Origin of the sequence: Agrobacterium fabrum str. C58, from assembly GCF_000092025.1 — a bacterium.
GTDB lineage: Bacteria > Pseudomonadota > Alphaproteobacteria > Rhizobiales > Rhizobiaceae > Agrobacterium > Agrobacterium fabrum.
Window position 1 is genome coordinate 1,932,009 of record NC_003062.2, and the last position, 25,030, is coordinate 1,957,038.

The following is a 25,030-nucleotide window of genomic DNA, read 5'->3' on the forward strand; positions in this document are numbered from 1 at the left end:
TTGAATAATTACAGCGAAAAACCGCCTTAAGCGGCTTCGTCCTTCTTGGCGTAAGCCGAGAACACGCGTGCAAGCTGGCTTGCAGGTGCTGCGACAACCGTAGCGACGCGAGTTGCCGGGGCATTGAGAAGGCCCAGCAGCTTTGCGCGCAGCTCGTCCAGCGAAGGCAGGGTCGCAAGCGACTTGACTGCTTCGGCGTTGAGCGTGGTTGCGCCCATGGAACCGCCGAGAACAACGACTTTATCGTTGGTCTTTGCGAAGTCCATGACGACTTTCGGAGCGATCATCGGGTCGACGCTGTATGCAATCAGCGTCTGGCCCTTGAAGAGATTTGTCATCCCTTCCGACTCCGTGCCCTGAAGAGCGATCTTGGCCAGGCGGTTCTTCGCGACCTTGACGGTGCCTCCGGCAGCGCGCATCTTCGAACGGAAGTCGTTCATCTGCGCAACGGTGACACCAGCATAGTGGGCCACGACAACCGAACCGGAAGCCTTGAAGACTTCGTTCAGCTCCGTGACGAATTCGCGTTTTTCCGCTCTTTCCACTGTCTGTCTCCAGTAGACGGGACCACATTATGTGAACCCGTCGGGTTTGCCTTTGCCCCAAGGGACCTTTTTACAAAGATCCCGAGCGACGCTCGAGGATCCTGTCCCCCGCTCTGTCGCCGCAAACGGCTTCAGGCACAGGCACACCAGGTTCGAACCGGACAGTCAGGCATCCAAAGATGCCTCAAATCCAGCCTCACCCGTCTCATGCAGGTTGAATGATTAAGGCCAAATCCCGAAAGACAAGGCCACCCACAATCTCGGACAGGAGTTCCGGGTTTCCCCGGAAATTTCCGGCTCCCTGAGAGCCGGAAATTCTTTTAGTCACGCTCCCGATAAGGAAGCGCGAGAATTGATTAAGCCGTAACCGACGAAGGTTCGATCTTGACGCCCGGACCCATGGTCGAGGAAATCGCGACGCGCTTGACGTAGTTGCCCTTGGCACCGGTCGGCTTTGCCTTGATGACGGCGTCGGCGAAAGCCTTGATGTTTTCTTCAAGAGCCTTGGCGTCGAACGAAGCCTTGCCAATACCAGCGTGTACGATACCGGCCTTTTCGACGCGGAACTCGACAGCGCCGCCCTTGGAAGCCTTGACGGCGCCGGCAACGTCCATCGTCACCGTACCGACCTTCGGGTTCGGCATCATGCCACGCGGGCCGAGTACCTTGCCGAGACGGCCGACGAGCGGCATCATGTCCGGGGTCGCGATGCAACGATCGAAGTCGATCTTGCCGCCCTGAACGATTTCAACCAGCTCTTCCGCGCCAACAACGTCAGCGCCGGCAGCCGTGGCTTCATCAGCCTTGACGCCACGGGCGAAAACGGCGACGCGAACGTCACGGCCGGTGCCGTTCGGCAGGTTGACAACGCCACGAACCATCTGGTCCGCATGGCGCGGGTCAACGCCGAGGTTCATCGAAACTTCAACGGTTTCGTCGAACTTGGCGACAGCACGTTCCTTGACCATCGAAATGGCGTCGGTGAGAACGTAAAGCTTGTTGGGATCCACGCCTTCGCGGATCTTCTGAATGCGCTTTGCTACCTTGGCCATGATCAACCTACCACTTCCAGGCCCATGGCGCGGGCGGAGCCCTCAACCATTGCCATTGCGCCTTCGATGTCGGCTGCGTTCAGATCCTTCATCTTGGCTTCAGCGATCGTCTTGACCTGAGCCTTGGTGATGGAGCCGACCTTGGCGCCCTTGCCAGGCGTCTTGGAACCGGAGGTGATCTTCGCTTCCTTCTTCAGCCAATAGGTCATCGGCGGCTGCTTCATCGCGAAGGTGAAGGACTTGTCCTGGTAATAGGTGATGACGACCGGGATCGGCATACCCTTTTCCATTTCCTGCGTGGCGGCATTGAACGCCTTGCAGAATTCCATGATGTTAATGCCACGCTGACCAAGTGCCGGACCGATCGGCGGGGACGGATTGGCCGACCCAGCCTTTACCTGCAACTTGAGCTGGCCTGCAACTTTCTTAGCCATATCTCTCTGCCTTTCAATTCAAACCGGTTACCCGGCTTCTCTTCGAGCCGGATCGCTCCGGCGGCTGCGGTTGCGTGGTGCGGCGCCCTGCCCCGGCTTAAAGAGCCAGTTAGCCTTCCACGCGTTTGGGGCTTCGCCCCTCCAATCAGACCTTCTCGACCTGATTGTATTCCAGCTCGACCGGCGTAGCGCGGCCGAAAATCGAAACTTCCACCTTCAGGCGCGAACGCTCTTCATCGACATCCTGCACCACGCCGTTGAACGACGCGAACGGACCGTCGGAGACGCGAACCTGCTCGCCGATTTCGAACGATACCGAAGACTTCGGACGCTCGACACCTTCCTGAACCTGGCCGAGGATGCGGTCGGCTTCATAATCCGGGATCGGAACAGGCTTGCTGTCCGAACCGAGGAAACCGGTGACCTTCGGCGTGTTCTTGATGAGGTGATAGGCCTCATCCGTCAGGTTGGCGCGCACCAGCACGTAACCCGGAAAGAACTTGCGCTCGCTATCGACCTTGCGGCCGCGACGCACCTCGACCACCTTTTCGGTCGGCACGAGGATTTTCTCAAAAAGATGACTCAGGCCCTTCTGACGGGCCTTTTCCTCGATCGACTCAGCGACCTTCTTTTCGAAATTCGAATATGCGTGAACGATGTACCAGCGCGCTGCCATTTTATTCTCCGTTCGATCCTTCTACCGGGCCTTTGACCGTGCCGTTACCGGCCGACGTTCAACACCAGGCTAAGCAGCCAGCCAATGAGCTGGTCCGCAGCAAAGAAGAACAGAGCCGCAAAAATGACCATCACCAGCACCATAGCCGTCGAAATCATGGTCTCGCGGCGCGACGGCCAAGTGATCTTTGACGCTTCGGCGCGAACCTGCTGCAGAAACGTAAACGGATTAGTTTTGGATGCCATTGACTGCCCACGCAATTACGGCACGTAAAGCCGAACTAATCAGCCCCACGCACCGCGTGTCTGTTTTGACCTACATAAACACCGATTCCACTTTTAACAAGAGGAAATCGACATTCGGCGAAATTCGCCGGAAATCCGGCCCCATCTGCCATGCAGCGAAAACCGCGCTTGCGAATGGAAAGTGGCAGGGGCAGTAAGGCTCGAACTTACGACCTGCGGTTTTGGAGACCGCCGCTCTACCAACTGAGCTATACCCCTTAAACACCGGAACCGGCCGCGAAAATCGCTTGGCCAATTCGGTATGCGCTCCTTTAAGACGCCGGGAAAAGAATGGCAAGTGTGTTTTTTGTTTTTTCCACTCTGGTTCCCAAAAAGCCCTCACCTCTCAGGGTTTGACGTATTTGCGCCAGTCGTGCTCTTCCCTGAAACCCAGCACGTCGCGGATCTTGCGGTTCGAAATCAATCCCTCATGGTCTCCGATCTCGCGCCGGAAAACCACATTGGGGAAATAGGTCTGAGCAAGCACGCGTGTGGGAACAGTCGCCGTCGCCGTATCATTGACCGCGTTGAAGACCTGATAACCCAGGCCATTCTTTTCGATGCACAGATGGCAGATCTGGCCGAGGTCGCGTGCGTCGATGTACCCCCAGGCGTTGCGTTTGCGCGTCTCGGGACGGGCGAAAAAGCCCGGAAATTTCTCATATTCATGGGGTTCGATAACATTGCCGATCCGAAGCGCGTAAATGTCGTATCCGCTTCGTTCGGCAAACGCCCGTGCCGTCTTTTCATTCACCACCTTGGAGAGGCCGTAGGAATCCATCGGATCGACGTCATAATCCTCCTCAAGCGGGAAATGATGGAAATCCTTCTCACCCTCGGCAAAACAGACGCCGTAGGTGGTCTCGCTCGATGCAATCACGATCTTGCGGATGCCAAGCTTCACCGCTGCCTCGATGACGTTATAGGTGCCCATCGTATTGATGCGGAACGTCTCGTTGTCCGGCTTGATCAGGATGCGCGGAACCGCGGCAAAATGGATCACCGCATCGTAAGGCAACACACCCGTCCCGCTTTCAAGCTCCGAAAAATCGCGATGCATGGAAAGAGCGTTAAAGACCTGCCCGCTATCGGTGATATCGACGATGAGATTGGTAACACCCTGCTTGTCGAGCGGGACAAGATCGATGTTGTGGACCTCGTAACCCCTGTCGATGAGCCACGGGATCACATGCCTGCCAGCCTTGCCGGAACCGCCGGTAAATAGAATGCGCTTTTTCATGATACTCCTCATCATCTCCCCAGCAATGAAGTAGCAGCCCGGGCCGAAGAGCGAAAGCCACCCCTCTTCCAAGCCCCAATACAAAACAAAAAACCCCGCTGTTTCCAGCGGGGTTTCCTTCAAGCCTTTTCAGGCCTGAAAATTACTCGACGATCGAAGCAACGATGCCGGCGCCGACGGTACGGCCGCCTTCGCGGATAGCGAAGCGCAGCTTTTCTTCCATCGCGATCGGAACGATCAGCTCGACTTCAACAGTGACGTTGTCGCCAGGCATAACCATTTCCGTGCCTTCAGGAAGCGAAACGATACCGGTAACGTCAGTCGTACGGAAGTAGAACTGCGGACGGTAGTTCGTGAAGAACGGCGTATGACGACCGCCTTCTTCCTTCGTCAGGATGTAGGCTTCTGCCATGAACTTCTTGTGCGGCTTGACCGAACCCGGCTTGCACAGGATCTGACCACGCTCGACGCCGTCACGGGTAACGCCGCGAACGAGTGCACCGATGTTGTCGCCGGCCTGGCCCTGGTCGAGCAGCTTGCGGAACATTTCAACGCCGGTAACAGTCGTCTTCGAGGTCGGACGGATGCCGACGATTTCGACTTCTTCACCAACCTTGACGATACCGCGCTCAACGCGACCCGTCACAACCGTACCACGACCCGAGATCGAGAACACGTCTTCGATCGGCATCAGGAACGGCTGGTCGATCGGACGCTCGGGCGTCGGGATGTAGGCGTCGACAGCAGCCATCAGCTCGCGGATCGCGTCTTCACCGATCTTCTTGTCAGAATCTTCAAGAGCAGCAAGTGCCGAACCCTTGATGATCGGGATATCGTCGCCCGGGAAGTCGTAGGACGACAGAAGTTCGCGAACTTCAAGCTCGACGAGCTCGAGAAGCTCGGCGTCGTCAACCTGGTCGACCTTGTTGAGGAACACGACGATGGCCGGAACGCCAACCTGACGGGCAAGCAGGATGTGCTCGCGGGTCTGTGGCATCGGGCCGTCGGCAGCCGAGCAAACCAGGATCGCGCCGTCCATCTGGGCAGCACCGGTGATCATGTTCTTCACATAGTCGGCGTGGCCGGGGCAGTCAACGTGGGCGTAGTGACGCGCAGGCGTCTCATACTCAACGTGCGCCGTCGAAATCGTGATACCACGAGCCTTTTCTTCAGGAGCGGCGTCGATTTGGTCATACGCCTTGAACTCGCCGAAATACTTCGTGATCGCAGCAGTCAACGACGTCTTGCCGTGGTCGACGTGACCGATCGTGCCAATGTTGACGTGCGGCTTATTGCGCTCAAACTTGCTCTTTGCCATGTGAATTGCTTCCTGTGAACGTGAAGTCGATTTCCCGGCGAACCGGTTTGGTGTCGCCGTTTAAGGCTTTGTAAGCGAATGCGCAAGACTTAATTGTGAAAGCGTCCTGACGCGCGCTCCAAGCGTGCCCCGAGCCGCGTATATGGTATATGTTTTGCGACATTTAAACCCCTGGAGAGGGTGTGCCGGGGTAGGCCCGACGACCCCTCTCCCCAAGCATTGCCGATCACTAATTGAGATATTTGCATCACAACTTCTTTACCGGCACCAGCATGATGGCTTAAGGACATTCCATCGCCGGGGGAGACGGTCGATTGGAACGAAACGCAGGGCACGCCGGCCGAGCTCCGTATCGATCCTTCGCTTTTCCTCGTGTCCTTATTATCCGTTTCAGGACCATTCCATGGAAATCTTCACAGCCGCCGGCTTCACGGCATTCTTACAGGTCATTGCGATCGATCTCGTTCTGGCCGGCGACAACGCCATCGTCATCGGCCTTGCCGCCGCGGGCCTTCCCGCCCATCTTCGCCGCAAGGCCATTCTGGTCGGCATCATTGCCGCCACGGTTCTGCGCATCGGTTTTGCCGCAGTCACCGTGCAGCTCCTCGCCATCGGCGGCCTGCAATTGTTCGGCGGCCTGATGCTCGCCTGGGTGTGCTGGAAGATGTGGACGGAACTGCGCGAGGCGGCAGGCTCCATCGAAGACGAGGTGACGGACGAAGAGGCCGACCTGACCAAGGGCCACAAGACCTTCTTCCAGGCCGCGACCCAGATCGTCATCGCCGACGTGTCGATGTCGCTGGACAATGTGCTTGCCGTCGCCGGCGCCGCGCAGGAACATGTGACGGTGCTGATCATCGGCCTCATCGTTTCGATCGCGCTGATGGGTCTCGCCGCCAACTTCGTCGCCAAGCTGCTGCACCGTTATCGCTGGATTTCCTATCTCGGCCTCATCGTCATCATCTATGTGGCGCTCAACATGCTTTATCACGGCACGCTCGAGGTTCTGCCCTATATCCAGTCCTATCTCGGCTGAGACCGCCGGCAGCAATGCTTCCCGAAAAGGCCCGGAAACACCAGTTTCCGGGCCTTTTTCATGATGCGCGCCCGTCGGATCAGCACCTCCTGCCGCCGCACTCACAAAGGGCGGGAATCAATCGCAGCACTTGCTGCAACATCATGATCAAACAGGGAAATCGTGATTTTTCGCCGATGGATTCTGCCAATTGAGGTCAGCCACAGGCAAGCCTAGGGAGCTAGGCAATAAGTCATAATAATAAAAAGAAAGGTAGAGCTGCCAATGGCTTATGACTGGAGCGGCGGGCGTACCCGCCGCCTTCGCCGGATGAAGCTTGGCGTCGTCGCCAGCTCTCTCATCCTGCTGGCGCTTCTTGCGTCGCTCGTTCTTGGCTGAACGTGCCCCACTCCCACGCTGACCGGCGGCATGGCAAGGTTTTCAGAAACCGCCCTGCCGCCGCTCCTTCAAGGGGAATGTCTCCGGCGATCAGGACTTCTTGACGTCCACGCAGTGAACCGGCCTCTTCATGTCCGGATCGGCCATCAGATCATAGAGATCGGCTTCGTCACCCTTCGACCACCAAACATAAACGCCGCCCTGATATTTGGCGCCCGACCCGGAAATGACATTTGCGGCAACGGTGACACCATCCTTCAGCCCCAGCCGTACGAGGCTGACATCGCCGGCATTAAAATAGACAGCCTCCACCCGGTCGGCAGCACATTGGTAGGTGGTCTCCACCTTCTCGACCGCCGTGTCTTTCGGAAGCGGAATCACCAGATCTTCCGCCACAGCGCCGGTAGCAATCGATAAAGCAAAGGCGGCGGCACATGGTGCGGCAACTGTTATTTTCATGACGGCCCTTTCCTGATTGCACCGAACCATAGGGACACGGCGGCAAAGCCGAAATGAGGCGGCCACCCGTCACAGGTCAGATTTTTGCGGATACGCGGCGGAAGTATCGTCAGAGTTGGTTACAGCATCCGTATCGCAGCATTCTCACCGCGGCCCGCAAGCTGCGGCGCAATTATCGAAACAGCCAATAGACAACGCCGAGTATCACCGTCCACATCAGCAGCGATATGGCCAGCACGGTGAGATAATTTCGAAATCGTCTGGTCATCCGCCCACATTGCCGACCAGCCGCATCGGACAGCCGCTGTCGTTTAAATTGCTGGATGCGGATCGAGCCGCAGGATCAACTCTTTCTATCAAGAGACTGAATCCTAAGCCATTCGCAGATTTTACCCGCCCGAAAACGGGGTTGCCCATGCCGTGGTTTCCGGCCCACGAGAAACCCGCTCATCCGCGATCAGCTCCTGATTACGGATGAGCAAGATATCCTCATGTTCAAGCTATGCCGGCAAAACCTCATGCGCGAATAATCGCAGCCGATTCGGCACATGCGTTAGCCAAGGCCGTTTCGGAAACGCAGCGATGCCGGAGCAACGACCATTGGCCGCCGCTCCTGCCCGTCTCAGCTCTTGAGAGCGGTATTGCAGAGGCTCCAGTAGCCGCCGCCCTTCTGGATCCATTTCAGATCACCGAGCGTGCCGTCATTCTTGTTCTTGTGATAGGAGTCGACGCAGGTCTTCAGGCGGGCCTTTCCGGGCGTCTCGCTTGAATATTTCTTATCGACAGCACTCGGAAAAGCGACACCCTTTGGGGCCTTTATAGTCGCTTTTGCGGGTTCTTTTTCGGTGGTGGCCGCGACCTGCTTGTCATCGGCGGCATCTTCAGCGGCTGCGTCACTGCCACAGAACTTTGCGCGATAGTCGTTCCACTTGACATCCTTGGCGGACCCGTCGGCTTTCGCGGCCTGATATTTCACGCTGCACTCCTTCATGGTGAGTGCGGCTGCGGGGGAGACAAACGCCGCCGATGCCAGCAGCGCAAATGATGAGAGAATGACAACCCTGTTAAACATTGAAGACTCCCGGTTGCATGATTGCCGGCCGACTATCCGACCGGATTTTCGACTTGTCAACGAGCAGTGCGGTAAGGAAAAAAGTCCGATTGACGGCAAACGACATACGCTCACCTGGCGCGTCATATTTATCCAGACGACGCCCTCACGCCGTCGCCATCAGCGCCCTCTGTCAGCCACCCTTGACAACACGGGTTCTATCGTCTCGAGTGCGATAGGCGCTCGCCTCGAGAATCACGTATTCGTATGCGGTCAACCCTTCTTCGGAACGAATTTCCTAAGTTTTCGTTAGCATCTCGAACGAATAACGAGGATTTATCGATGTTGAGGATGCCGAAGACCATCTCCGCGCTCGCTCTTGGCGTCGCGATATCTACCGCCGCCACCGTGCCTGCCCATGCGCTGAGCCTTATACAACCGGCCTATCAGCAGCAGGAACAGGCAGACGGCACAAATGGCAGCGGTAACACCGCATCCGCCTTTGCTGCGGGTAAGGGTGAAGAAGCCACCGCCAACGGTTATGCCCTGTCACAGACCGAAATCAACCACGTTAAATGGTGTGCAGCGCGATACGCCTCATACCATCCGACAGATAATAGTTTTATGGCAGCGGCAGGGGCGCGGGAGCAGTGTCGCTCTCCCCATTGATCGATTTGCCAATAAACCGGCCGCGGCATGCGGTGCCGCAGCCGATAGGATAAATTTACCTTAAATTCTACTGATTTGAACCTTTGTCCGCGGAGGCCGTTGAAAAGCATGCCAATGGGACATGCAAACATGCTGTGGAATATTGAAAAACTTGAACAGGAGCGCATCGATCTGATCGAGGTCATCGCAGCCCTGCGTCACCTGGAACGTGTTGCCACAGAGGATCGCTCCTCGATCTTTGAGAAGATCACGGCGCATATGGTGCGTCTGAGTGAACTCGACGCGGAAAAGCAACGAATACACTCAGTTCTCGAGGTTGGTTGAAGCGGGTTGGAACCCGGCCCGTTCGCGAGCCGTCCGTTCCCTTCACGGTTCAGGTCGGCGCCAGAAGGTAGTGCCCTACACCCCAGACCTCGCCACCCTGATGCCCGAACAGTCCGGCTGTTGCGAGGAAGAAGAGTCGCCAGCGACGTTCCCACAGTCGCGCGTCGTTCCCATAAACGCGCTTCAAGATCGGCCGGATACGGTCGATCTCCCGGTCAAAATTCGCCAGCCAATCAAGAGCTGTCCGTCGGTAATGTAGACCGGACCATCGCCAATCCTGTTCCACGGTGAAAATCTCCCCAAAACGATGAGGCAGATCGAAAGCGGGCATGATGCCGCCGGTAAAGAAATGCTGCGCGATCCAGTCGGCCGGATTATTGTGGTCAAAGCGGTAGGATCGGTCACGGTGATTGAAGACGTGAAGGAAGAACCTGCCTTCCGGCTGCAGCCAGGAGCGGACGCGCTCAAACAGGCTCTGCCAGTTCGACATGTGCTCGAACATTTCCACCGAGACGACACGATCGAAACGATTGGCGGTCGTGAAATCATTCATGTCGACGGTCACCACCGAAAGGTTGGAAAAGCCCCGCTCCCGGGCGCAGCCGATGATGTAGTCGCGCTGCGATGCGGAATTCGAAACCGACGTGATCCGGGCGTTGGGAAAACAGCCTGCCATATAGAGCGAGAGCGAGCCCCACCCACAGCCGAGTTCGAGGATATCCATGCCATCGAGCAGCCCCGCATGGGCCACAGTCTCGGAGAGCGCCGTAGTCTCGGCTTCATCGAGCGTCGTCGTGTCATCGGGATAATAACAGCTGGAATATTTGCGCTGCGCTCCGAGAACCAGCGAAAAAAATTCCGCGGGGACCTCGTAATGTTGTCTGTTCGCCTCGTCGGTATGGCTGGCGATGGGAAACATCGCCATATCCTTCACAAAGGCCAATTCCGCATCAGCAGGGATAATTGCAAGCCGCCGTTTCGTTCGTGCGCAGAGCATATCTATACCAGCCAGCGTGACGCCGTCGTTGAGCGGTGCGCGTTCTGCGGCATTGATGGCGAAGGCAAGCATGTTCATGGCGTTTCCTCGTTCTTGCGCGGCCCCGGAAAGAAGGCGTTGACGCGGCGTTGCAGGGCGCGGAATTTCTCTCCGCGCGATTTCAGCATGTGCTCTTCAAGCGGCGGAATGCCGGAGACGTGGACGAGCAGCCAGTACATCATGACGGGTGCGGCGAGCGACGCCCAGGACAAGACCTGTTCCTGAATGGCAAGCAGCGGGAAACTGCACCAGAAAAGCCATTCGAAGAAATAATTGGGGTGGCGGGAATAACGCCAGAGGCCGGTTTCGCAGACACCCGTCTTCGCTTCCGGCGTTCTCCGGAATTTTGAAAGCTGGGCATCCGAGAGCGCTTCACCGGCCAGTGCGGTCAAAGCGACCACCGTGGCGAAAACATCGATGACACGCGGGAAAACCTGGCCGTTGCCGGTAGCTAGATAAACCGCGAGAACGAGAATGAAGGCGGCGATGGCCTGTATCTGGAGGAAGATGAAAAGTCTGAGAGAGGCGGCGCTCCCCCACTCCTCGATCAGCTTGGCATAACGGGGATCTTCTCCGCCGCCTCGCGTGCGCATGCCGATGTGACCGGCAAGCCGCAACGACCAGACCACGACTAGGAAAAATACGACCGCACGCCGCCAGCCATCTCCTTCCGCGAATAAAACAGCCAGAACGCCGCCAAGCCCGACACTCGCCGACCAGACGGTGTCGATCCAGCCGCTCGAACCGGTTGCTCTCTGCAACGCCCACGCGCCTGCCATAAGAAGCGATATGAGAATGGCAAGCGTCAGTATCACAGACAACATCACTACTTCGCTCACCGTTTGAACAGATGGAGACAGGTTTCGTGATGGCAAATACGACCGAACCGGCAAAAGAGTTTCAGGTTTCGGAAAAGATTCCAAAAAACACCGGACCCCTGAAACTTATCCGACCCCTGCCTCGTATCTGCGCTGTCCCACGACAAATTTCTGTAATGCGATAGCGAGGATAGATGACCGACACGGAAGCGAGACAAAAAGATAGCCGGCGCCGCATCGCAATTGTCGGAACGGGTATTTCCGGTCTGTCGGCAGCCTGGCTTTTGTCGAAACGGCACGATGTCACGGTATTCGAAGCGGCCGATCGCGTCGGGGGCCACAGCAACACGGTGCGATTCGATACGGATAATGGACCGGTTCATGTCGATACCGGGTTTATCGTCTATAATGAGTGGACCTACCCCAATCTCACCGCGCTTTTCAAAACGCTGGACGTACCGACCGCGGCCTCGAACATGTCTTTCGCCATCTCCTTGGACAATGGCGACTTTGAATATTCCGGCGGAACCGGGCTTGGCCTGCTGGCGCAGAAGAGAAATGTGCTCAGACCACGTTTCTGGGCGATGCTGGCGGATCTCCTCCGGTTTTACCGCAATGCCCCCCGCGACCTCCATTTGATGGGCAATATATCCCTCGACGAATATCTCACACACAACCGGTACGGATCGGCGTTCCGCGACGATCATCTTTACCCCATGGCGGCAGCCATATGGTCCACGCCTGCGATGGAGGTCGGCCGTTATCCCGCAGCGCATTTCATCAAATTCTGCCGCAATCACGGCCTGCTCTTGCTGCGCAATCGGCCGGTCTGGCGTACCGTTGTCGGTGGCTCACGCGAATATGTAAAACGCATTACGGCACCGTTTGCGGAACGAATTCGCCTCTCGACACCGGTGATGCGCATTCGCCGCCTGCCGCACGGCGTCGAACTCACCATGGCTGACGGAAAAACTGCCCGCTTCGATGACGTGGTGATCGCAACCCATGCAGATCAGGCGCTGGACATGCTCGTGGACGCTTCACCCGCGGAACAGCGCATCCTCGGAGCCTTTGGCTATACGAAAAACCGCGCCGTGCTTCACACGGACAGCAGTTTCATGCCACGTCGCCGCGCCGCCTGGTCAAGCTGGAACTATGTAGCCGATACGCACATTGAAGCGGGCCAGCCAAGCATCACCTACTGGATGAACAGGCTTCAGCCGTTGGGTGAAATCCCGGATACTTTCGTAACGCTGAACCCGGTCCGGGAACCGGATCAAGGAAAGATCATCGCCGAAGAAACCTATCACCATCCCGTTTTTGACGCCGGCACCGAACGGATGCGTCAGGAACTTTGGGCTCTGCAGGGCCTGCGAAACAGCTGGTTCTGCGGCGCTTATTTCGGATCGGGTTTTCACGAGGACGGGCTTCAGGCCGGCCTTGCGGTCGCCGAAGATTTAGGCGGGGTGACACGGCCCTGGAAGGTTGCCGACGATAGCAGCCGGATCATTCGCCTGAATTTGAAAACAATTGCGACGGACACGGAACTCATGGAGGCGACAGCATGACGCCTCCCCTCACGTCAGCGCTTTTTCCGGGCCATGTGACCCATGCACGCTTCAAGCCGAAAACCCACAAACTGGCCTACCGGATCTATTCGCTGCTTCTCGATCTCGATGAACTGGAGATGCTCGACCGGAACCTGCGTTTTTTCTCCGTGGACCGGTTCAACCTGTTTTCATTTCATCGCAGGGACCGTGGCGACGGCAGCGCGATTGGCTTGCGCCGACAGATAGAGACGGCGATGACGGCGGCGGGTATCGCCGTGGATGGAGGGCCTATTCGCCTTCTCACCATGCCGCGCCTGCTCGGCTGGGCTTTCAACCCTCTCAGCGTATTCTTCTGTTACGGACGCGACATGTCGTTGAAAGCCATCCTCTGGGAGGTGGATAACACTTTCGGGCAACGGCATTCCTATCTGATCCCGGTGGAAATCGGCAAAGAGACCGAGATCGTCCAGCGATGCGACAAGGCTTTTTATGTCTCGCCCTTCATGGACATGGACCTCCGTTATGTTTTTCGCGTCGTCCCGCCAGGTGACAGGCTTAAGATTGTCATCGAAACTTTCGACGATGACGGCATCGTCCTCACCGCCCGGCACCTTGGCCGGCGTGTCGAACTCACCGATGGCGCGCTTTTGAAAGCCTTCGCGACGATCCCCTTCCTGACGCTGAAAGTCGTTCTCGGCATTCACTGGGAAGCCCTTAAAATCTGGCTGAAGGGCGTGCGGCTCAAAAAACGTCCGCTACCGCCCGCCGAGCCTGTCTCTTTCGTTCATCCTTCATCGTCGCAAATCGAGGCCAGAATTCATGACCCCGTTTGAAAATCTCTCGGAACTACCTGCACAGAACACGCGCTTCAACGGTCGTGCTGGCATGGGCACATGGCTCGTCAACCGGCTGCTGAACAATATCGAGCGCGGACGCCTGCGTGTAACCCTTCCCGGCGGTGGAACCATCGAAAAATCGGGGCATCAGGAAGGTAGCGAGGCCATTCTCATGCTGCACAACTGGCGGGCCATCCGCAGGGTGCTCGTCAATGGCGATATCGGCTTCGCGGAAGGCTTCATCGAAAATGACTGGTCTACGCCTGATCTGACGGCACTCATCCGTTTCGCCGCTCAGAATCAAGATGCATTCGCAAGGTCGACGCGCGGCAGCCTGCCAATGCGTCTCATCAACCGCATGGCACATGCTCTGAACGCCAATACCAGACGCGGCAGCCGCCGTAATATCGAAGCACATTACGATCTCGGCAACGAGTTCTACCGGCAATGGCTGGATCCCTCGATGCTCTATTCCTCGGCGATTTTCGACGACACCACGCCCACCCTCGAAGCCGCGCAACGGAAGAAACTCGAGCGTATTGCCGAGAAGCTGCAGCTAACCGGAAATAACAGCGTACTCGAAATCGGCTGCGGCTGGGGTGCACTCGCCATCCACCTCGCCACGCAACAGAATGCCGATGTGACCGGCATCACCCTTTCCCCCTCCCAGTTGCGCTGGGCAGAAAATGCAGCAGAGAAAGAAAGTAAGGCTGGCCGGATCGATCTTCGGCTGCAGGATTACCGCGACGTGCAGGGTCAATTCGACAATATCGTCTCGGTGGAGATGTTTGAGGCCGTCGGCGAATCCTATTGGCCAAGCTATTTCGAAATGCTGAAACGCTGCCTTAAACCCGGCGGCCGTGCGGTGCTGCAAATCATCTCCATTGACGAAAGCCGCTTCGATACCTATCGGCGCAAGGCTGACTTCATTCAGAAATACGTCTTCCCGGGCGGTTTCCTGCCATCCGATTCAGCGCTTGAAAAATCCGTCGGACAAGCCGGCCTGAAACTCACGGAGACGGAGCTTTTCGGACAGTCCTATGCGCTCACACTGGCAGAATGGCGCCAGCGCTTCCATGCCCGGTGGCAAACGATTTCCCTGCTCGGCTTCGATGAGCGCTTTCGGCGGCTCTGGGATTATTACCTCTGCTACTGCGAAGCGGGTTTTGCCGAGGGAACCATAAATGTCGGCCTGTACACGATAGAACACGGATGAGGCGGGGCGAACAAGCGGAGAAAGACGATGAAAATCAGCAGATTGGCAATTGTATCCGCCCTCCTCCCGACGCTGGCGGGCCTCAGTGCGGCAGCAGGCGAAATCGACGGCAACTGGGCGCGCGGCGACGGCAAGGCGAAAGTGGTGATCGCGCCCTGCGGCGAAAAAATATGTGCCACGAACACATGGATCAAACCCGGCACCCCAAAAGAAAAGACCGGTGACCGCCTGATCATGGACATCAAGCAGAGCGAGGCGGGCAGCTATTCCGGCACCGCCTTCGACCCGCAACGGGACAAATCCTACAAGATAACAGTAACGGTCGCGGGCAATAACATGACCACGAAAGGCTGCATCGTCGCCGGCCTGCTATGCAAGGGCATAAGCTGGACCAGGATCGACTAGCGCTCGCCGCTTTCTCAATGCCTCGTAAAGGAAAACACTGATGAAGACCTATCTTGTCGCCTATTTCTTCACTCTCGTTGCCTTTCTGGTGATCGATTTCATCTGGCTGAGCACCATGGCGTCGCGACTTTATCGGCCGGCCATCGGCGATCTTCTGGCGGATAATTTCCGCCTTGCCCCGGCGATCGTCTTTTATCTGATCTACGCCGCAGGCCTCACTTTTCTCGCCGTGCGCCCGGCTCTGATTTCGGGCGAATGGACCACGGCTCTGCTTTATGGCGCTGCGGTCGGCTTCATGGCCTATGCCACCTATGACCTCACCAATCAGGCGACGTTGAAGAACTGGTCCACCACCCTGACTGTTGCCGATCTACTGTGGGGAACCTTCGTGTCCGCGGCAGCAGCCGTCATCGGTTATCTCGTCACGGTGCGCCTGGTCGGCCCGCTTGAAAACTCGGCGGGCCTGTCATGACACTTGTCATAAGCTGCGGCTTGCACTCGACGCTAAAAGGGCGCGTCTATAGCGAAGACCCCAAGCATCTCTTGTCTTCCTCCGAAAGACGACCCTATAAAGAAAGGATAGCAAGGAAGGTTCGAATGCAGGGCACAGAGATCGCAACGCTTATCAACCGCGTCGGCATGGGTGATCGTTCGGCATTCGTCTCGCTTTACCAGGCTACAAGTCCGAAGCTTTTTGCGATCTGCCTGAAAATCCTGCGGGACAGAACGGAGGCCGAAGAGGCGCTGCAGGAAATCTATATCAAGGTCTGGCAGCGCGCCCGAACATTTGCCGTGAGTGCCGGCAAACCGGCGACATGGCTTGCCACCATCGCCCGCAACCACGCGATAGACACCATCCGTGCGCGTAAGCCCGCAAGCGATGACATCGACGAGGCCTATGATCTTGTCGACGAGAGCATCCGTGATCCGGAGCAGCAGGTCGTTCTGGTGGATGAAGGCCGCAGGATTGATGACTGCATGCGGGAACTTGAGACTGTACATGCACAGGCAGTACGTCGTGCCTATGTCGAAGGTTTGAGCTATCTTGAACTCTCCGATGAATTGCGCGTACCGCTGAACACGGTCAGAACCTGGCTGCGGCGCAGTCTTCTCAAACTCAGAGAGTGCATGCAGCGATGACAACGGGCGACCAGAGCGGCGGAATGCACGCGCGCGATGAAATCCTCGCCGGCGAATATGTGCTGGGCGTTCTGTCGCTCGAAAAGCGTCGCGAGGTGGAAAGGCGCATTCAGGACGAGGAAGCCTTCGCGCAACTCGTGCGGCGCTGGGAAGCGGAATTCTCCGACTTCAACGCCGAATATCAGGAACAGACGCCGAGCCCGACCGTCCTCGCCCGCATCGAAGAGCGCCTGTTTGGCAGCAGGGCTGTCAATACCAATGGCAGTCTCTGGAACTCCGCGTCCTTCTGGCGCTGGATATCAGTGGCCACCAGCGCAACCGCCGTGGCTGCCGTCGTTTATGCTGCCTTCCCCGACCAATGGCAGGGCACCACGCCGCTTGTGGCCGAACTCGCGACAACCGACAGCCAGGTCAATCTTCTCGCTTCCTATGATTCGGAATCGGGAAGAATGCACATCGTGCCCGTAGCAACCGGCAAGACGGACGAAAAATCATTGGAATTGTGGCTGGTCATGGATGGCGGCAAGACACGCTCGCTTGGCGTTTTCCAGCCCGGCACGAACGGCGACCTCATCATTCCCGCCGACATGCGCGGCAACATAACGGATGGTACGACCTTCGCGATCAGCGTGGAACCCTTTGGAGGCTCGCCGACGGGTCAGGCAACCGGCCCGGTCATCGCTGTCGGCACCGCACGGCATTTGTGAGGTTTCAAACCGGTTTTAGTATCACTTGAGAGAAGCTTATGCGCTGCTCATCATTGGTGCTGGTAAAGGCGGGAAAATCAATCCTTACCGCTTCTCATGCCATATCATCGCAAAACGCGTTCCCTGCCTCAGCTCGGGATGCGTATGGGTCTGCTCGACACGGGCACCGATATTCTGCGCCATCGCCATGATCAACTTGGTACCAAGGCCGGTGCCGCGGGGCGCCGACTCCGGCTGCACACCCACGCCGTCATCCTCGACGACGAGGACAAACTGCCCGTTTTCTTCAGAGAGATTGACGCGAACCACGCCGGTCTGGTCGGGATAGGCATATTTCAGCGCGTTGGTCAGAAGCTCGGTAATGATGACACCAAGCGCAACGGCATGATCAGCCTTGAGATCGATTTCGCAAAGCGACGTCTCGACCGTGACGGAAGAAGAGCCGGGCACCGCCTGAAACAGGTCGCTGATAATGGAAGTCAGATAGGAACTCAGAGAGACCAATCCGACATTGGCGGTATTATAGAGGCTGCGATGCACGCCGGCGATGGCTGAAATCCTGCTTTGCGTTTCCAACAAAGCGGTTTCCGCTTCCTGCGATTTCACGGTGTTTATTTGCAGGCGGATCATGGCCGACACCAGCGAGAGGCTGTTGGCGACACGATGGTTCATCTCTTTCACCATCATTTCCGCGTGCTCTTTGGCCTTTACCAGCAAACGGTCGGCCTCTTCCTTCGTCTGGCGCAGGCGATGGTTTTCCAGTGCCTGCTCGATAGCCGTGAGCAGAAGCGGAAAGAAATCGTCCCCGACATTCTTGATGACGTAATCGGCAGCACCCGCCTTGAGTGCGTCTATGGCGATCTGGGCCTCGTTGGATCCCGTCACATAGAGAACCGGCGCCCTTGCCGGTATCGTCTGGATTGCGGCGAGAAATTCCATGCCCGTCGCAGTCTGGAAATAGTGGTCGAGAACGACCACATCGAACTGCCCGTTTTGAAAAAGCTCGAGGCCGGAAGCAACGGAGGTGGCGTGAACCACCTCCATACCGTGACGACCAAGAACGCGGCTGGAAAGCCGCGCCAGAGCCGGGTCGTCGTCGACATACAAAACGCGCAAAGCCATCATGCCTTCAAGGTATCTGAATTACGGAAAAGAACAGGCCGAGATTTTTGATGGCATTGGCAAAGCCCTCGTAATCGACCGGCTTGGTTATATAAACATTCGCGCCGAGATCATAGCATTTCTGAATTTCAGTCTCGTCATCGGTGGTTGTGAGAACAACCACGGGCAAACGGCGGGTATATTCATTGCTCTTGATCTGCTCGAGAATATTGAGGCCCGACATATCGGGGAGATTGAGATCGAGCAGGACGAGAAGATAACGGTCCTTGCTGACAAGCCCATCCCGACTTTCGCCTAATATAAAGTCCAGCGCCTTGGCGCCGAGCGTAAATGGCACGATCTCGTTGTTCACGCCGGCGCGCCGCACGTTTTTCTCGATCAGCCGGGCATGGCCTTCGTCATCTTCGATCATCACGATCGTTACTTCCTGACCGGTCGCTTTCATTTTTCGCTTTCCTTCGTCACGCGTCTGAGGTCACTCGGCATCAGCAGGACAAACGTGCTGCCCTCACCAAGTTTAGACTCGACTTTAATGTCACCTCCTAAATTTCTGATTAGCGAACGAACATGCGCGAGACCAATGCCCTCACCCGGCTGATCCTGACTACCCGCCCGGCGAAAGAGCTCGAAAACCCGTTCGAGATCCTGTTCGCCGATACCGCGCCCATTGTCTGCGACCTCTATGCAAATCGCACCCCGTCCGGCCGGATAGGCCCGGGCCGTCAGTCTCAGTGGACGACCAGGCATCTGGTATTTCACCGCGTTATCGAAGAGATTTCCGAGTATCTGATCGAGAGATATCCGGTCGGTCACGATCGTCAGCTTCGGCGTATCGACCTCGATCTCGCCGCCATTGGCGTTGATCTGGTGGCGCACCGTCTCGGACAGCGACGAAAGCAACGTTTCGATATCGACCTTTTCCGGCTGCAGCTTTCGCTGGCCGTCACGGGATATTTTCAGGATGGCGTTGATCAGCTGATCCATTTTGCGCGTGGACGAGCGGATAAAGCCGATGGCCTCAGGAATATCCTCTTCAACCGCCAGCCGCGCCTCACGGATGACATCCTCCGGCAGCGACTCGCCATCTGCGAGAACATAACGTGTCACCGGCTTCAGCGACGTATCGAATTCAGAGAGGAAGCCCATGATATTGACGAGCGGCGCGCGCAGGTCATGCGTCACGATATAGGCGAAGCGCTGGATTTCCTGATTGGCGCGGCGAAGATCCCGCGTTCTTTCCTCGACACGTTCTTCAAGATGACGATTGAGCTCACCAACATCCTCCCGCGACCTGTTCAGGGCACGGACATAGGTAAAGACGAGGAAGATCGAACCACCGACCACAATGAGGATCGCGAACGCACCGCCGACCGTTACCCAGCGCAGCGTATTGGCAGCCCCGAGTTGATCCGCAACGATGATCCGCAGCCGATCATCCGTATCCGATTGCAAGTCCGACAGAATAATCCTGATCTCGTTCATGAAGCGTTTGCCGTCATTATTGCGGACGACCTCAACCGCCTCCGTTATTCGGCCCGAACGCTGCAGATCGATGGTCTCGCGGGTCTCAGCCAGCTTCGCATCGATCGCCTGCCTCAGGCCCGAAAGAGACTGCTTGTATTGCTCCTCTTCCTTCAGAAGATCGAAAAGTCTTGACTGGCGTTGGGGCAAATCACGCAGGGCTTCTTCATAAGGCCCCAGATAATCGCGATTATTCGTGAGCAGATATCCCCTCTGGCCGGTCTCGATGTCCTGCATCGTCGTCAGCACATCCAAAACAGCGGCACGAAAACGGCGGAGTTCCGCTGTTTCCTGGGAATAGCGGTTATTCACCTGCACCAGCCACAACGACATGGAGACCATGCCAATCAAAATAGCGACACCCACGGCAAGCATCAAAAGGCTTCGTTGGGCAAACGGTGAAAAACCAGTCACAGAACTACATTCCCGGTAGGCACGAATTAATTGTGCAAACTAGAGTAGGACGACACCGGAGGCGACTGTTTTCTTTTTGTTTATGGAGGGAACCAGCAGGAGACTTAAGGGTTGTGCAAGGTTGACTGGACGTATCCGGACTGAGCCAAAATGACGAGAATGCGGTAACGATGAGCTATAATTTTCAGGGAAAACAAATTCTCGTCCTGGAGGACGATGCGCTTCTGGCGATGGATATGGAGGATTTTCTTTCCGATCTGGGGGTTAACGTCGTGGGGCCGGTTTCGCACATTGGTGCCGCCCTGGAGAAAATAAACGCCACCGATCTGGATGGCGCCGTCATCGATCTGAATTTGCGAGGCGAATTGTCCTTACCCGTCATTGAGGAGCTCAAGGCGGCAAACATACCCTTCGTGATCTGCAGCGGATATGCGGAGATACCTGGGGTCCGCGCGAAACTCGACGGGCTGACGGTCGTCTCCAAACCCTGCGATTTCGACAATCTGTCGCGTGTTCTGGCGAATGAGTTTTCACTGACCAACTAGGGCGGGGCCAATCTCGGCCTTGTGCTCCAACCGGCTTTTTTTCGTCTCGCGACTTAGTCCAGAGGAAAGATAACCCGATATTGCAGGCCGTCGGGATCATAGCGAATTTCGCTTTCCGCCTGCAATTCGTATTGCACACCCCTTGTTATCAGGGTTGTTCCAAACCCGGTATCCTGCGGCACGGAAACAGGGGGGCCGCCGCTCTCCTGCCACCGCAGGTCGATGCAGTCGTTGCCGTCTCCGTTCAGAATCTTTTTCCAGAAAACCTCGACCTTTCCGTTTGCACCGGAAAGAGAACCGTATTTCTGGGCGTTCGTTGCCAGCTCATGCAGGATCATTCCGAGCGCCAGCGCCGATTTTGGCGACACGTGCACGCCGTCCGGACCCTCGAGCTCGACCCGGCTCGCAAAGGTATTATGCGGCTCGATCGCGCGCTTCACGACATCCCTCAGATTTGTCTCGCCCCAGTTACTCTGAAAAAGCAGGGCGTGGCTCTCCGCAAGAGCACTCACGCGCGCCACCAGCCGTTCCTGGTAATCCTTGATGGAGGTGCTGCCTTTTGCCGTTCTGCGAATGATGGAAACGACCATTGCCATCGTATTCTTGACACGATGGCTAAGCTCGCGGACGAGCAGCTCCTTGTGCAGCTCCGCCCGTTTTCGCTCCTGTTTCTCCCGGGCTTCCGCCAGCGCGCGCTCAACAGCGGATGGCAATCTCACAAGTCGTTGCTTTAGGACGTAGTCCGTCGCGCCGCGCCGAAATGCATCGATCGCCGCATCCTCACCCAAAATACCGGACACGAAAATGAACGGTGTATCGGGTCTGGTCCGCATAACCAGATCGAGCGCTGACATTCCATCGAAATCGGGCAAGGAGAAATCCGCAAGAATGATATCGAACTGCTGTTTTTCCAGCGCCTCGATGAACGATGCCTTGCCGACCGCCCTCGTCACCGCAGGCGGCGGCGACAGTCGTGAAAGCTGGTCCTCGATCAGTTCCGCATCCACAGAGCTGTCTTCGAGGAGAAGAAGCCTGCTTGCCTCCATTCGCAGCACCGTCTCATCCGCCATTGCGATATGCACCCGGCGGCGGTTCGTTCAGGAGGGCCCAGAAGACGCCAAGATCCTGTATTGCCTTGAAGAACTGGTTAAATTCCACAGGCTTGACGACAAATGCGTTCACGCCGAGTTCGTAGCTTTTGACGAGATCCTGTTCTTCTCGGGACGACGTCAGCATGACGACGGGAATGTGCCGTAAGTGATCACTGCCCTTGACCGTCTGCAAAACCTCAAGCCCATCCACTTTCGGGAGTTTGAGATCGAGAAGGACCACGGCCGGATCACCACCTGGCCGGTTGTGATGGCTGCCGGTGACATTCAGATAGTCGAGTGCCTCGGTGCCGTCACGCGCCACGACCACCTCATTCGCCAGCTGGCATTTCTCAAGAGCGGTCAGCGTTAGTTCCAGATCGCGTGGATTATCTTCCACAAGCAGAATGGGTCTGAGTTCAGGCAATTTTTTCCTCTTCAACTTTCGTAACCGGCAATGTGAAGGAGAACGTGGCTCCCTCACCGACAGTTCCCTCGGCACCAACCAAACCGTGATGGCGTTCGACAATTCGTCGCACCAGCGCAAGTCCAATGCCAGTTCCCTCGAAATCCTCCACCCGCTGCAGCCTCTGAAACACGCCAAAAAGTTTGTTGTAATAGGCCATGTCAAAGCCGACACCATTGTCTTCGACCGAATAAGTGACGTCATCCTCGGTTTCAACCGCAGAAATGGTGATGATCGACACCGGCTCCCGGGACGAATATTTGATGGCGTTTTCAATGAGATTGTACCAGACCTGCCGCAGCAGGGTCGGATCCCCGAATATCACCGGCAACGCTCCGATGCGCCACTCGATCTGGCGATCGGAAACCGCGTGTGAAAGAGAGCGGCGAACTTCGCTCACCACCTTCTGCATATCCACCGGTTTCAGGGTGAGTTGCGTTCGGCCAAGCTGTGAAAAATTCAGGAGATCATCCACCAACCTGCCGGCACCCAGCGCCGCCTCTGATATCATCTGCAGATAATGCAGGGACTTCTCGTCCAGGGCATCGCTGCGCTCCCGCAACAACTGCGCAAACCCGACAATATGACGGAACGGCGCGCGCAGGTCATGCGAAACGGAATAGGAAAAAGCCTCCAGCTCCTTATTGGTGCGCTGCAACTCCCGTGTCAGATCCGCCATTTCCTCGGTCTTGCGCAGGACAATGCCGATGATCGCGCCGCGAAGCTCCCTCGCTGCCGCAAGTTCGGGCTCTGACCAGGGAAAGGAGGTGTTGCGCAATTGTTCCTTCCAGATTTCAAAGGACTTGCGCGGATGAATGCGCCCGCTCTCCTGCACCGTCTTGTGCGGATCGCCGCCCCAGCGCACCGTTTTTATGACTTCCGGCCGAAACCAGATGAGCCAGCTGCCGTGCAACTCCGAAACCCGCATCGCGATAATGCCGCTCGCAACGGAAGCATAAGCCGCGGCGGTGGGGTAGTTGCCGGCAAGATTGTCGGTCGCGAAGACATCGGCGATCTCCCGCTCGCCAAGCCACAGAATCAATTCTTCAACCTGCTCGCGTGAGGGCGTGTTGCCGACCAGCTCATAGTCGTCGCCCAGGACAAGTGCTGCGCCATCCGCGCCCACCTGTTTCAGCAGGTCTTCTCTTTCACCTTCGCCTCCCAGCAGGCCATCAACCCATTTTTCGGCGGCGGCCATGCCTTTCAAGAGCCGCGCCTGAATGTGGCCAAGCTCCACCCGGCGGGATGCATCCTGGGAACTCTGCTCCATCGCGATCCGCATCGACAGGAGCTGCGCTGCAAAATCACAGGCTTCACGTACGGCAAGGGATACCGAATGCGGTGTCGCGTGGTGGCAGGCAATCAAGCCCCAGAGAGCGCCATTGACGACGATGGACACCGACATCGAAGCGGCAGTGCCCATATTGCGCATATATTCGAGATGAACCGGCGATACGCTGCGAAGCTGTGAAAAGCTCATATCGAGCACCGCTCCCGTTTCCGCATTCACCTCCGGTCTGATCGGCACGGGCTTATAATCGACATCGGGAATCATCCGCAGGCGATTGATGGTATAGAGCTGCCGCGCCTGCGGCGGGATGTCGCCCGCCGGAAAGCGAAGGCCGAGATAAGACGGCAAAGCCCCGCTTCCCGCTTCCGCCACGACATGGCCGCTCCAGTCCAGTCCGAAATCATAGATCAGGGTACGGTCATGACCGCTGATCGAGGACACCAGTTGCGCCGTCCGAAAAAGCGCGTCCTCCAGCGACGGCGCGCTGTTCAGATATTTCGCCAGACTGGTGAGTTCGCCCATCAGCTTTTCAGCGGATTCGCCCACTCCTGCCTTTTCCACCTCAAGAATAACCAAGGTCCCGGATCGATGCGCCGAAACATCGAGTTTCTTTTCGGCCCAGGCATATCGGAAATTGCTCTCCTCGCCGGAATACCAGGCGGACAGTACGGAGATGAACGGCAAGTTTGCTTCGGTGGCAACGGCCCCGATTGGCAGGTCCACACCAATATAGTTGGCGAGATTATCGCTCGCCTGCACCACGGAAAATTCCCGCGCGGACAGAACCAGAAGGGCTCCATGTTCCTGAATAGCACCGGGAATGTGGATGGGCTCTGCGCCGCAACTATCCAGTTTCGGCGTATGTGAACTCATAACTTTCTCCAGCCGCTCTCTTTGCAAGAACGTTCGACCTGCTCAAAAGATGCGGCTAACCTATTTATTATTGCAGGGATGTAAACGCTCGTTTCGGCAAAAAGCCAAATGGCACCCGTCAAGGCGAGATTATGATTTCTGGTCTGAGCAAAGCCACAGCTGTTCAGTCTTTCCCCTCTGACGAGGCGGCGACAAGCGAACTGCGCGCAAAGGCAAAACACCAGAAAACCAGCGTTTGACGAACATGATTGATTTTTTTGAAAAGATCGCTGGAGCGGGTAGCGGGAATCGAACCCGCGTATTCAGCTTGGAAGGCTGCTGCTCTACCATTGAGCTATACCCGCGGTGGTGATTTCGATCCGTGCAGAATGGTGGAGGGAGTTGGATTTGAACCAACGTAGGCGTAGCCAACGGATTTACAGTCCGTCCCCTTTAACCACTCGGGCATCCCTCCAGCTTTCTGCTAGGATCGAGCGACCAAGCTCTACAGATTTCGCTGCGGCGAAGCGCCGTTGCGTCGTCTGTGGCGCGTATAT

Annotated in this window: 28 protein-coding genes and 3 tRNA genes; 11 read left to right on the forward strand and 20 right to left on the reverse strand. The window is 56.9% G+C overall.

The features are described from left to right. Positions 1-26: 26 nt before the first annotated feature. From rplJ to tuf, 8 genes are all read right to left on the reverse strand, one after another. Positions 27-545 carry a 50S ribosomal protein L10 gene (gene rplJ / locus ATU_RS09575; protein ID WP_003507705.1) on the reverse strand — a complete coding sequence of 173 codons (519 nt, stop codon included), beginning with the start codon at positions 543-545 and terminating at the stop codon, positions 27-29. A gap of 356 nt (positions 546-901) precedes the next feature. Then, entirely contained in the window at positions 902-1,597 is a 696-nt protein-coding gene (gene rplA, locus ATU_RS09580) for a 50S ribosomal protein L1 (RefSeq protein ID WP_010971967.1), read from the reverse strand. A gap of 2 nt (positions 1,598-1,599) precedes the next feature. Beyond that, positions 1,600-2,031, reverse strand: a complete 432-nt coding sequence (rplK, locus tag ATU_RS09585; RefSeq protein WP_006316435.1) for a 50S ribosomal protein L11 — start codon at positions 2,029-2,031, stop codon at positions 1,600-1,602. Positions 2,032-2,176: 145 nt separating this feature from the next. After that, positions 2,177-2,707 (reverse strand): transcription termination/antitermination protein NusG, encoded by a 531-nt coding sequence (nusG, locus tag ATU_RS09590; protein WP_006316434.1) that lies wholly within the window; start codon positions 2,705-2,707, stop codon positions 2,177-2,179. A gap of 44 nt (positions 2,708-2,751) precedes the next feature. After that, complete coding sequence (gene secE, locus ATU_RS09595; RefSeq protein ID WP_003523719.1) at positions 2,752-2,952, reverse strand: preprotein translocase subunit SecE; 201 nt, start codon at positions 2,950-2,952, stop codon at positions 2,752-2,754. 182 nt (positions 2,953-3,134) lie between these two features. Beyond that, positions 3,135-3,210: transfer RNA gene (locus ATU_RS09600), tRNA-Trp, on the reverse strand. A gap of 127 nt (positions 3,211-3,337) precedes the next feature. Then, positions 3,338-4,231: an NAD-dependent epimerase/dehydratase family protein gene (locus ATU_RS09605; protein ID WP_010971968.1), complete on the reverse strand. Its 894-nt coding sequence runs from the start codon at positions 4,229-4,231 to the stop codon at positions 3,338-3,340. Between the two features lie 142 nt (positions 4,232-4,373). Further along, positions 4,374-5,549, reverse strand: a complete 1,176-nt coding sequence (tuf, locus tag ATU_RS09610) for an elongation factor Tu (protein WP_010971964.1) — start codon at positions 5,547-5,549, stop codon at positions 4,374-4,376. Positions 5,550-5,952: 403 nt separating this feature from the next. Here tuf and ATU_RS09615 point away from each other — a divergent pair, with 403 nt between their 5' ends. Further along, the gene (locus ATU_RS09615; protein ID WP_010971969.1) at positions 5,953-6,585 is read left to right on the forward strand and encodes a TerC family protein; all 633 of its coding nucleotides are present in this window, start codon (positions 5,953-5,955) and stop codon (positions 6,583-6,585) included. A 468-nt stretch (positions 6,586-7,053) separates the two neighbouring features. On the opposite strand, the gene ATU_RS09625 is transcribed toward ATU_RS09615, so the two are convergent. Then, positions 7,054-7,422 (reverse strand): MliC family protein, encoded by a 369-nt coding sequence (locus ATU_RS09625; protein WP_010971971.1) that lies wholly within the window; start codon positions 7,420-7,422, stop codon positions 7,054-7,056. 622 nt (positions 7,423-8,044) lie between these two features. After that, on the reverse strand, positions 8,045-8,494 hold the full coding sequence (locus ATU_RS09630) for a hypothetical protein (RefSeq protein WP_006316427.1): 450 nt from the start codon (positions 8,492-8,494) through the stop codon (positions 8,045-8,047). A 321-nt stretch (positions 8,495-8,815) separates the two neighbouring features. Between ATU_RS09630 and ATU_RS09635 the strand changes: the two genes are divergently transcribed. Together ATU_RS09635 and ATU_RS09640 are read left to right on the forward strand one after the other, a co-directional pair. Beyond that, a complete protein-coding gene (locus ATU_RS09635) occupies positions 8,816-9,142 on the forward strand; it encodes a BA14K family protein (RefSeq protein WP_010971973.1) in 327 nt (108 codons plus the stop codon). Between the two features lie 129 nt (positions 9,143-9,271). After that, complete coding sequence (locus ATU_RS09640) at positions 9,272-9,466, forward strand: hypothetical protein (RefSeq protein ID WP_035216845.1); 195 nt, start codon at positions 9,272-9,274, stop codon at positions 9,464-9,466. 49 nt (positions 9,467-9,515) lie between these two features. Here the strand turns inward: ATU_RS09640 and ATU_RS09645 are convergent, their stop codons facing one another. Both ATU_RS09645 and ATU_RS09650 read right to left on the reverse strand, forming a co-directional pair. Further along, on the reverse strand, positions 9,516-10,541 hold the full coding sequence (locus ATU_RS09645; RefSeq protein WP_010971975.1) for an SAM-dependent methyltransferase: 1,026 nt from the start codon (positions 10,539-10,541) through the stop codon (positions 9,516-9,518). Further along, positions 10,538-11,326 (reverse strand): DUF1295 domain-containing protein, encoded by a 789-nt coding sequence (locus ATU_RS09650; RefSeq protein ID WP_010971976.1) that lies wholly within the window; start codon positions 11,324-11,326, stop codon positions 10,538-10,540. The genes ATU_RS09645 and ATU_RS09650 overlap by 4 nt, the downstream gene beginning before the upstream one ends. A 188-nt stretch (positions 11,327-11,514) precedes the next feature. On the opposite strand from ATU_RS09650, the gene ATU_RS09655 reads away from it, so the two are divergent. The 7 genes from ATU_RS09655 (at position 11,515) to ATU_RS09685 (ending at position 17,174) form a co-directional block, all read left to right on the forward strand. Further along, on the forward strand, positions 11,515-12,888 hold the full coding sequence (locus tag ATU_RS09655; protein WP_010971977.1) for an NAD(P)/FAD-dependent oxidoreductase: 1,374 nt from the start codon (positions 11,515-11,517) through the stop codon (positions 12,886-12,888). Beyond that, positions 12,885-13,703 (forward strand): DUF1365 domain-containing protein, encoded by an 819-nt coding sequence (locus tag ATU_RS09660; RefSeq protein ID WP_010971978.1) that lies wholly within the window; start codon positions 12,885-12,887, stop codon positions 13,701-13,703. Before ATU_RS09655 ends, ATU_RS09660 begins: the two co-directional genes overlap by 4 nt. After that, positions 13,690-14,922, forward strand: coding sequence for an SAM-dependent methyltransferase (locus ATU_RS09665; protein ID WP_010971979.1), 1,233 nt, complete (start codon positions 13,690-13,692; stop codon positions 14,920-14,922). The genes ATU_RS09660 and ATU_RS09665 overlap by 14 nt, the downstream gene beginning before the upstream one ends. A 27-nt stretch (positions 14,923-14,949) precedes the next feature. Next, on the forward strand, positions 14,950-15,327 hold the full coding sequence (locus ATU_RS09670; protein ID WP_010971980.1) for a DUF2147 domain-containing protein: 378 nt from the start codon (positions 14,950-14,952) through the stop codon (positions 15,325-15,327). Positions 15,328-15,367: 40 nt separating this feature from the next. Continuing rightward, complete coding sequence (locus tag ATU_RS09675) at positions 15,368-15,799, forward strand: DUF2177 family protein (protein ID WP_006316411.1); 432 nt, start codon at positions 15,368-15,370, stop codon at positions 15,797-15,799. Between the two features lie 125 nt (positions 15,800-15,924). Continuing rightward, on the forward strand, positions 15,925-16,467 hold the full coding sequence (locus ATU_RS09680) for a sigma-70 family RNA polymerase sigma factor (RefSeq protein WP_006316410.1): 543 nt from the start codon (positions 15,925-15,927) through the stop codon (positions 16,465-16,467). Continuing rightward, the gene (locus ATU_RS09685) at positions 16,464-17,174 is read left to right on the forward strand and encodes an anti-sigma factor (protein WP_010971981.1); all 711 of its coding nucleotides are present in this window, start codon (positions 16,464-16,466) and stop codon (positions 17,172-17,174) included. Before ATU_RS09680 ends, ATU_RS09685 begins: the two co-directional genes overlap by 4 nt. Positions 17,175-17,258: 84 nt before the next feature. Here the strand turns inward: ATU_RS09685 and ATU_RS09690 are convergent, their stop codons facing one another. From ATU_RS09690 to ATU_RS09700, 3 genes are read right to left on the reverse strand one after another with little or no spacing between them, the layout of a single operon-like run. Continuing rightward, positions 17,259-18,299 carry a sensor histidine kinase gene (locus tag ATU_RS09690; RefSeq protein ID WP_010971982.1) on the reverse strand — a complete coding sequence of 347 codons (1,041 nt, stop codon included), beginning with the start codon at positions 18,297-18,299 and terminating at the stop codon, positions 17,259-17,261. Between the two features lie 4 nt (positions 18,300-18,303). After that, positions 18,304-18,741 carry a response regulator gene (locus tag ATU_RS09695; protein WP_006316407.1) on the reverse strand — a complete coding sequence of 146 codons (438 nt, stop codon included), beginning with the start codon at positions 18,739-18,741 and terminating at the stop codon, positions 18,304-18,306. After that, positions 18,738-20,192, reverse strand: a complete 1,455-nt coding sequence (locus ATU_RS09700; RefSeq protein WP_006316406.1) for a sensor histidine kinase — start codon at positions 20,190-20,192, stop codon at positions 18,738-18,740. Before ATU_RS09700 ends, ATU_RS09695 begins: the two co-directional genes overlap by 4 nt. A 209-nt stretch (positions 20,193-20,401) precedes the next feature. Here ATU_RS09700 and ATU_RS09705 point away from each other — a divergent pair, with 209 nt between their 5' ends. Next, entirely contained in the window at positions 20,402-20,776 is a 375-nt protein-coding gene (locus tag ATU_RS09705; protein ID WP_006316405.1) for a response regulator, read from the forward strand. A gap of 53 nt (positions 20,777-20,829) precedes the next feature. On the opposite strand, the gene ATU_RS09710 is transcribed toward ATU_RS09705, so the two are convergent. The 5 genes from ATU_RS09710 to ATU_RS09730 form a co-directional block, all read right to left on the reverse strand. After that, on the reverse strand, positions 20,830-21,846 hold the full coding sequence (locus tag ATU_RS09710; protein ID WP_006316404.1) for a sensor histidine kinase: 1,017 nt from the start codon (positions 21,844-21,846) through the stop codon (positions 20,830-20,832). After that, positions 21,836-22,291, reverse strand: a complete 456-nt coding sequence (locus ATU_RS09715; RefSeq protein ID WP_006316403.1) for a response regulator — start codon at positions 22,289-22,291, stop codon at positions 21,836-21,838. The genes ATU_RS09710 and ATU_RS09715 overlap by 11 nt, the downstream gene beginning before the upstream one ends. After that, positions 22,284-24,494 (reverse strand): sensor histidine kinase, encoded by a 2,211-nt coding sequence (locus ATU_RS09720; protein ID WP_010971984.1) that lies wholly within the window; start codon positions 24,492-24,494, stop codon positions 22,284-22,286. Before ATU_RS09720 ends, ATU_RS09715 begins: the two co-directional genes overlap by 8 nt. 270 nt (positions 24,495-24,764) lie before the next feature. Next, positions 24,765-24,838 (reverse strand) — tRNA-Gly (locus ATU_RS09725). 25 nt (positions 24,839-24,863) lie between these two features. Then, a tRNA-Tyr gene (locus tag ATU_RS09730) sits at positions 24,864-24,948 on the reverse strand. Positions 24,949-25,030: the final 82 nt, after the last annotated feature.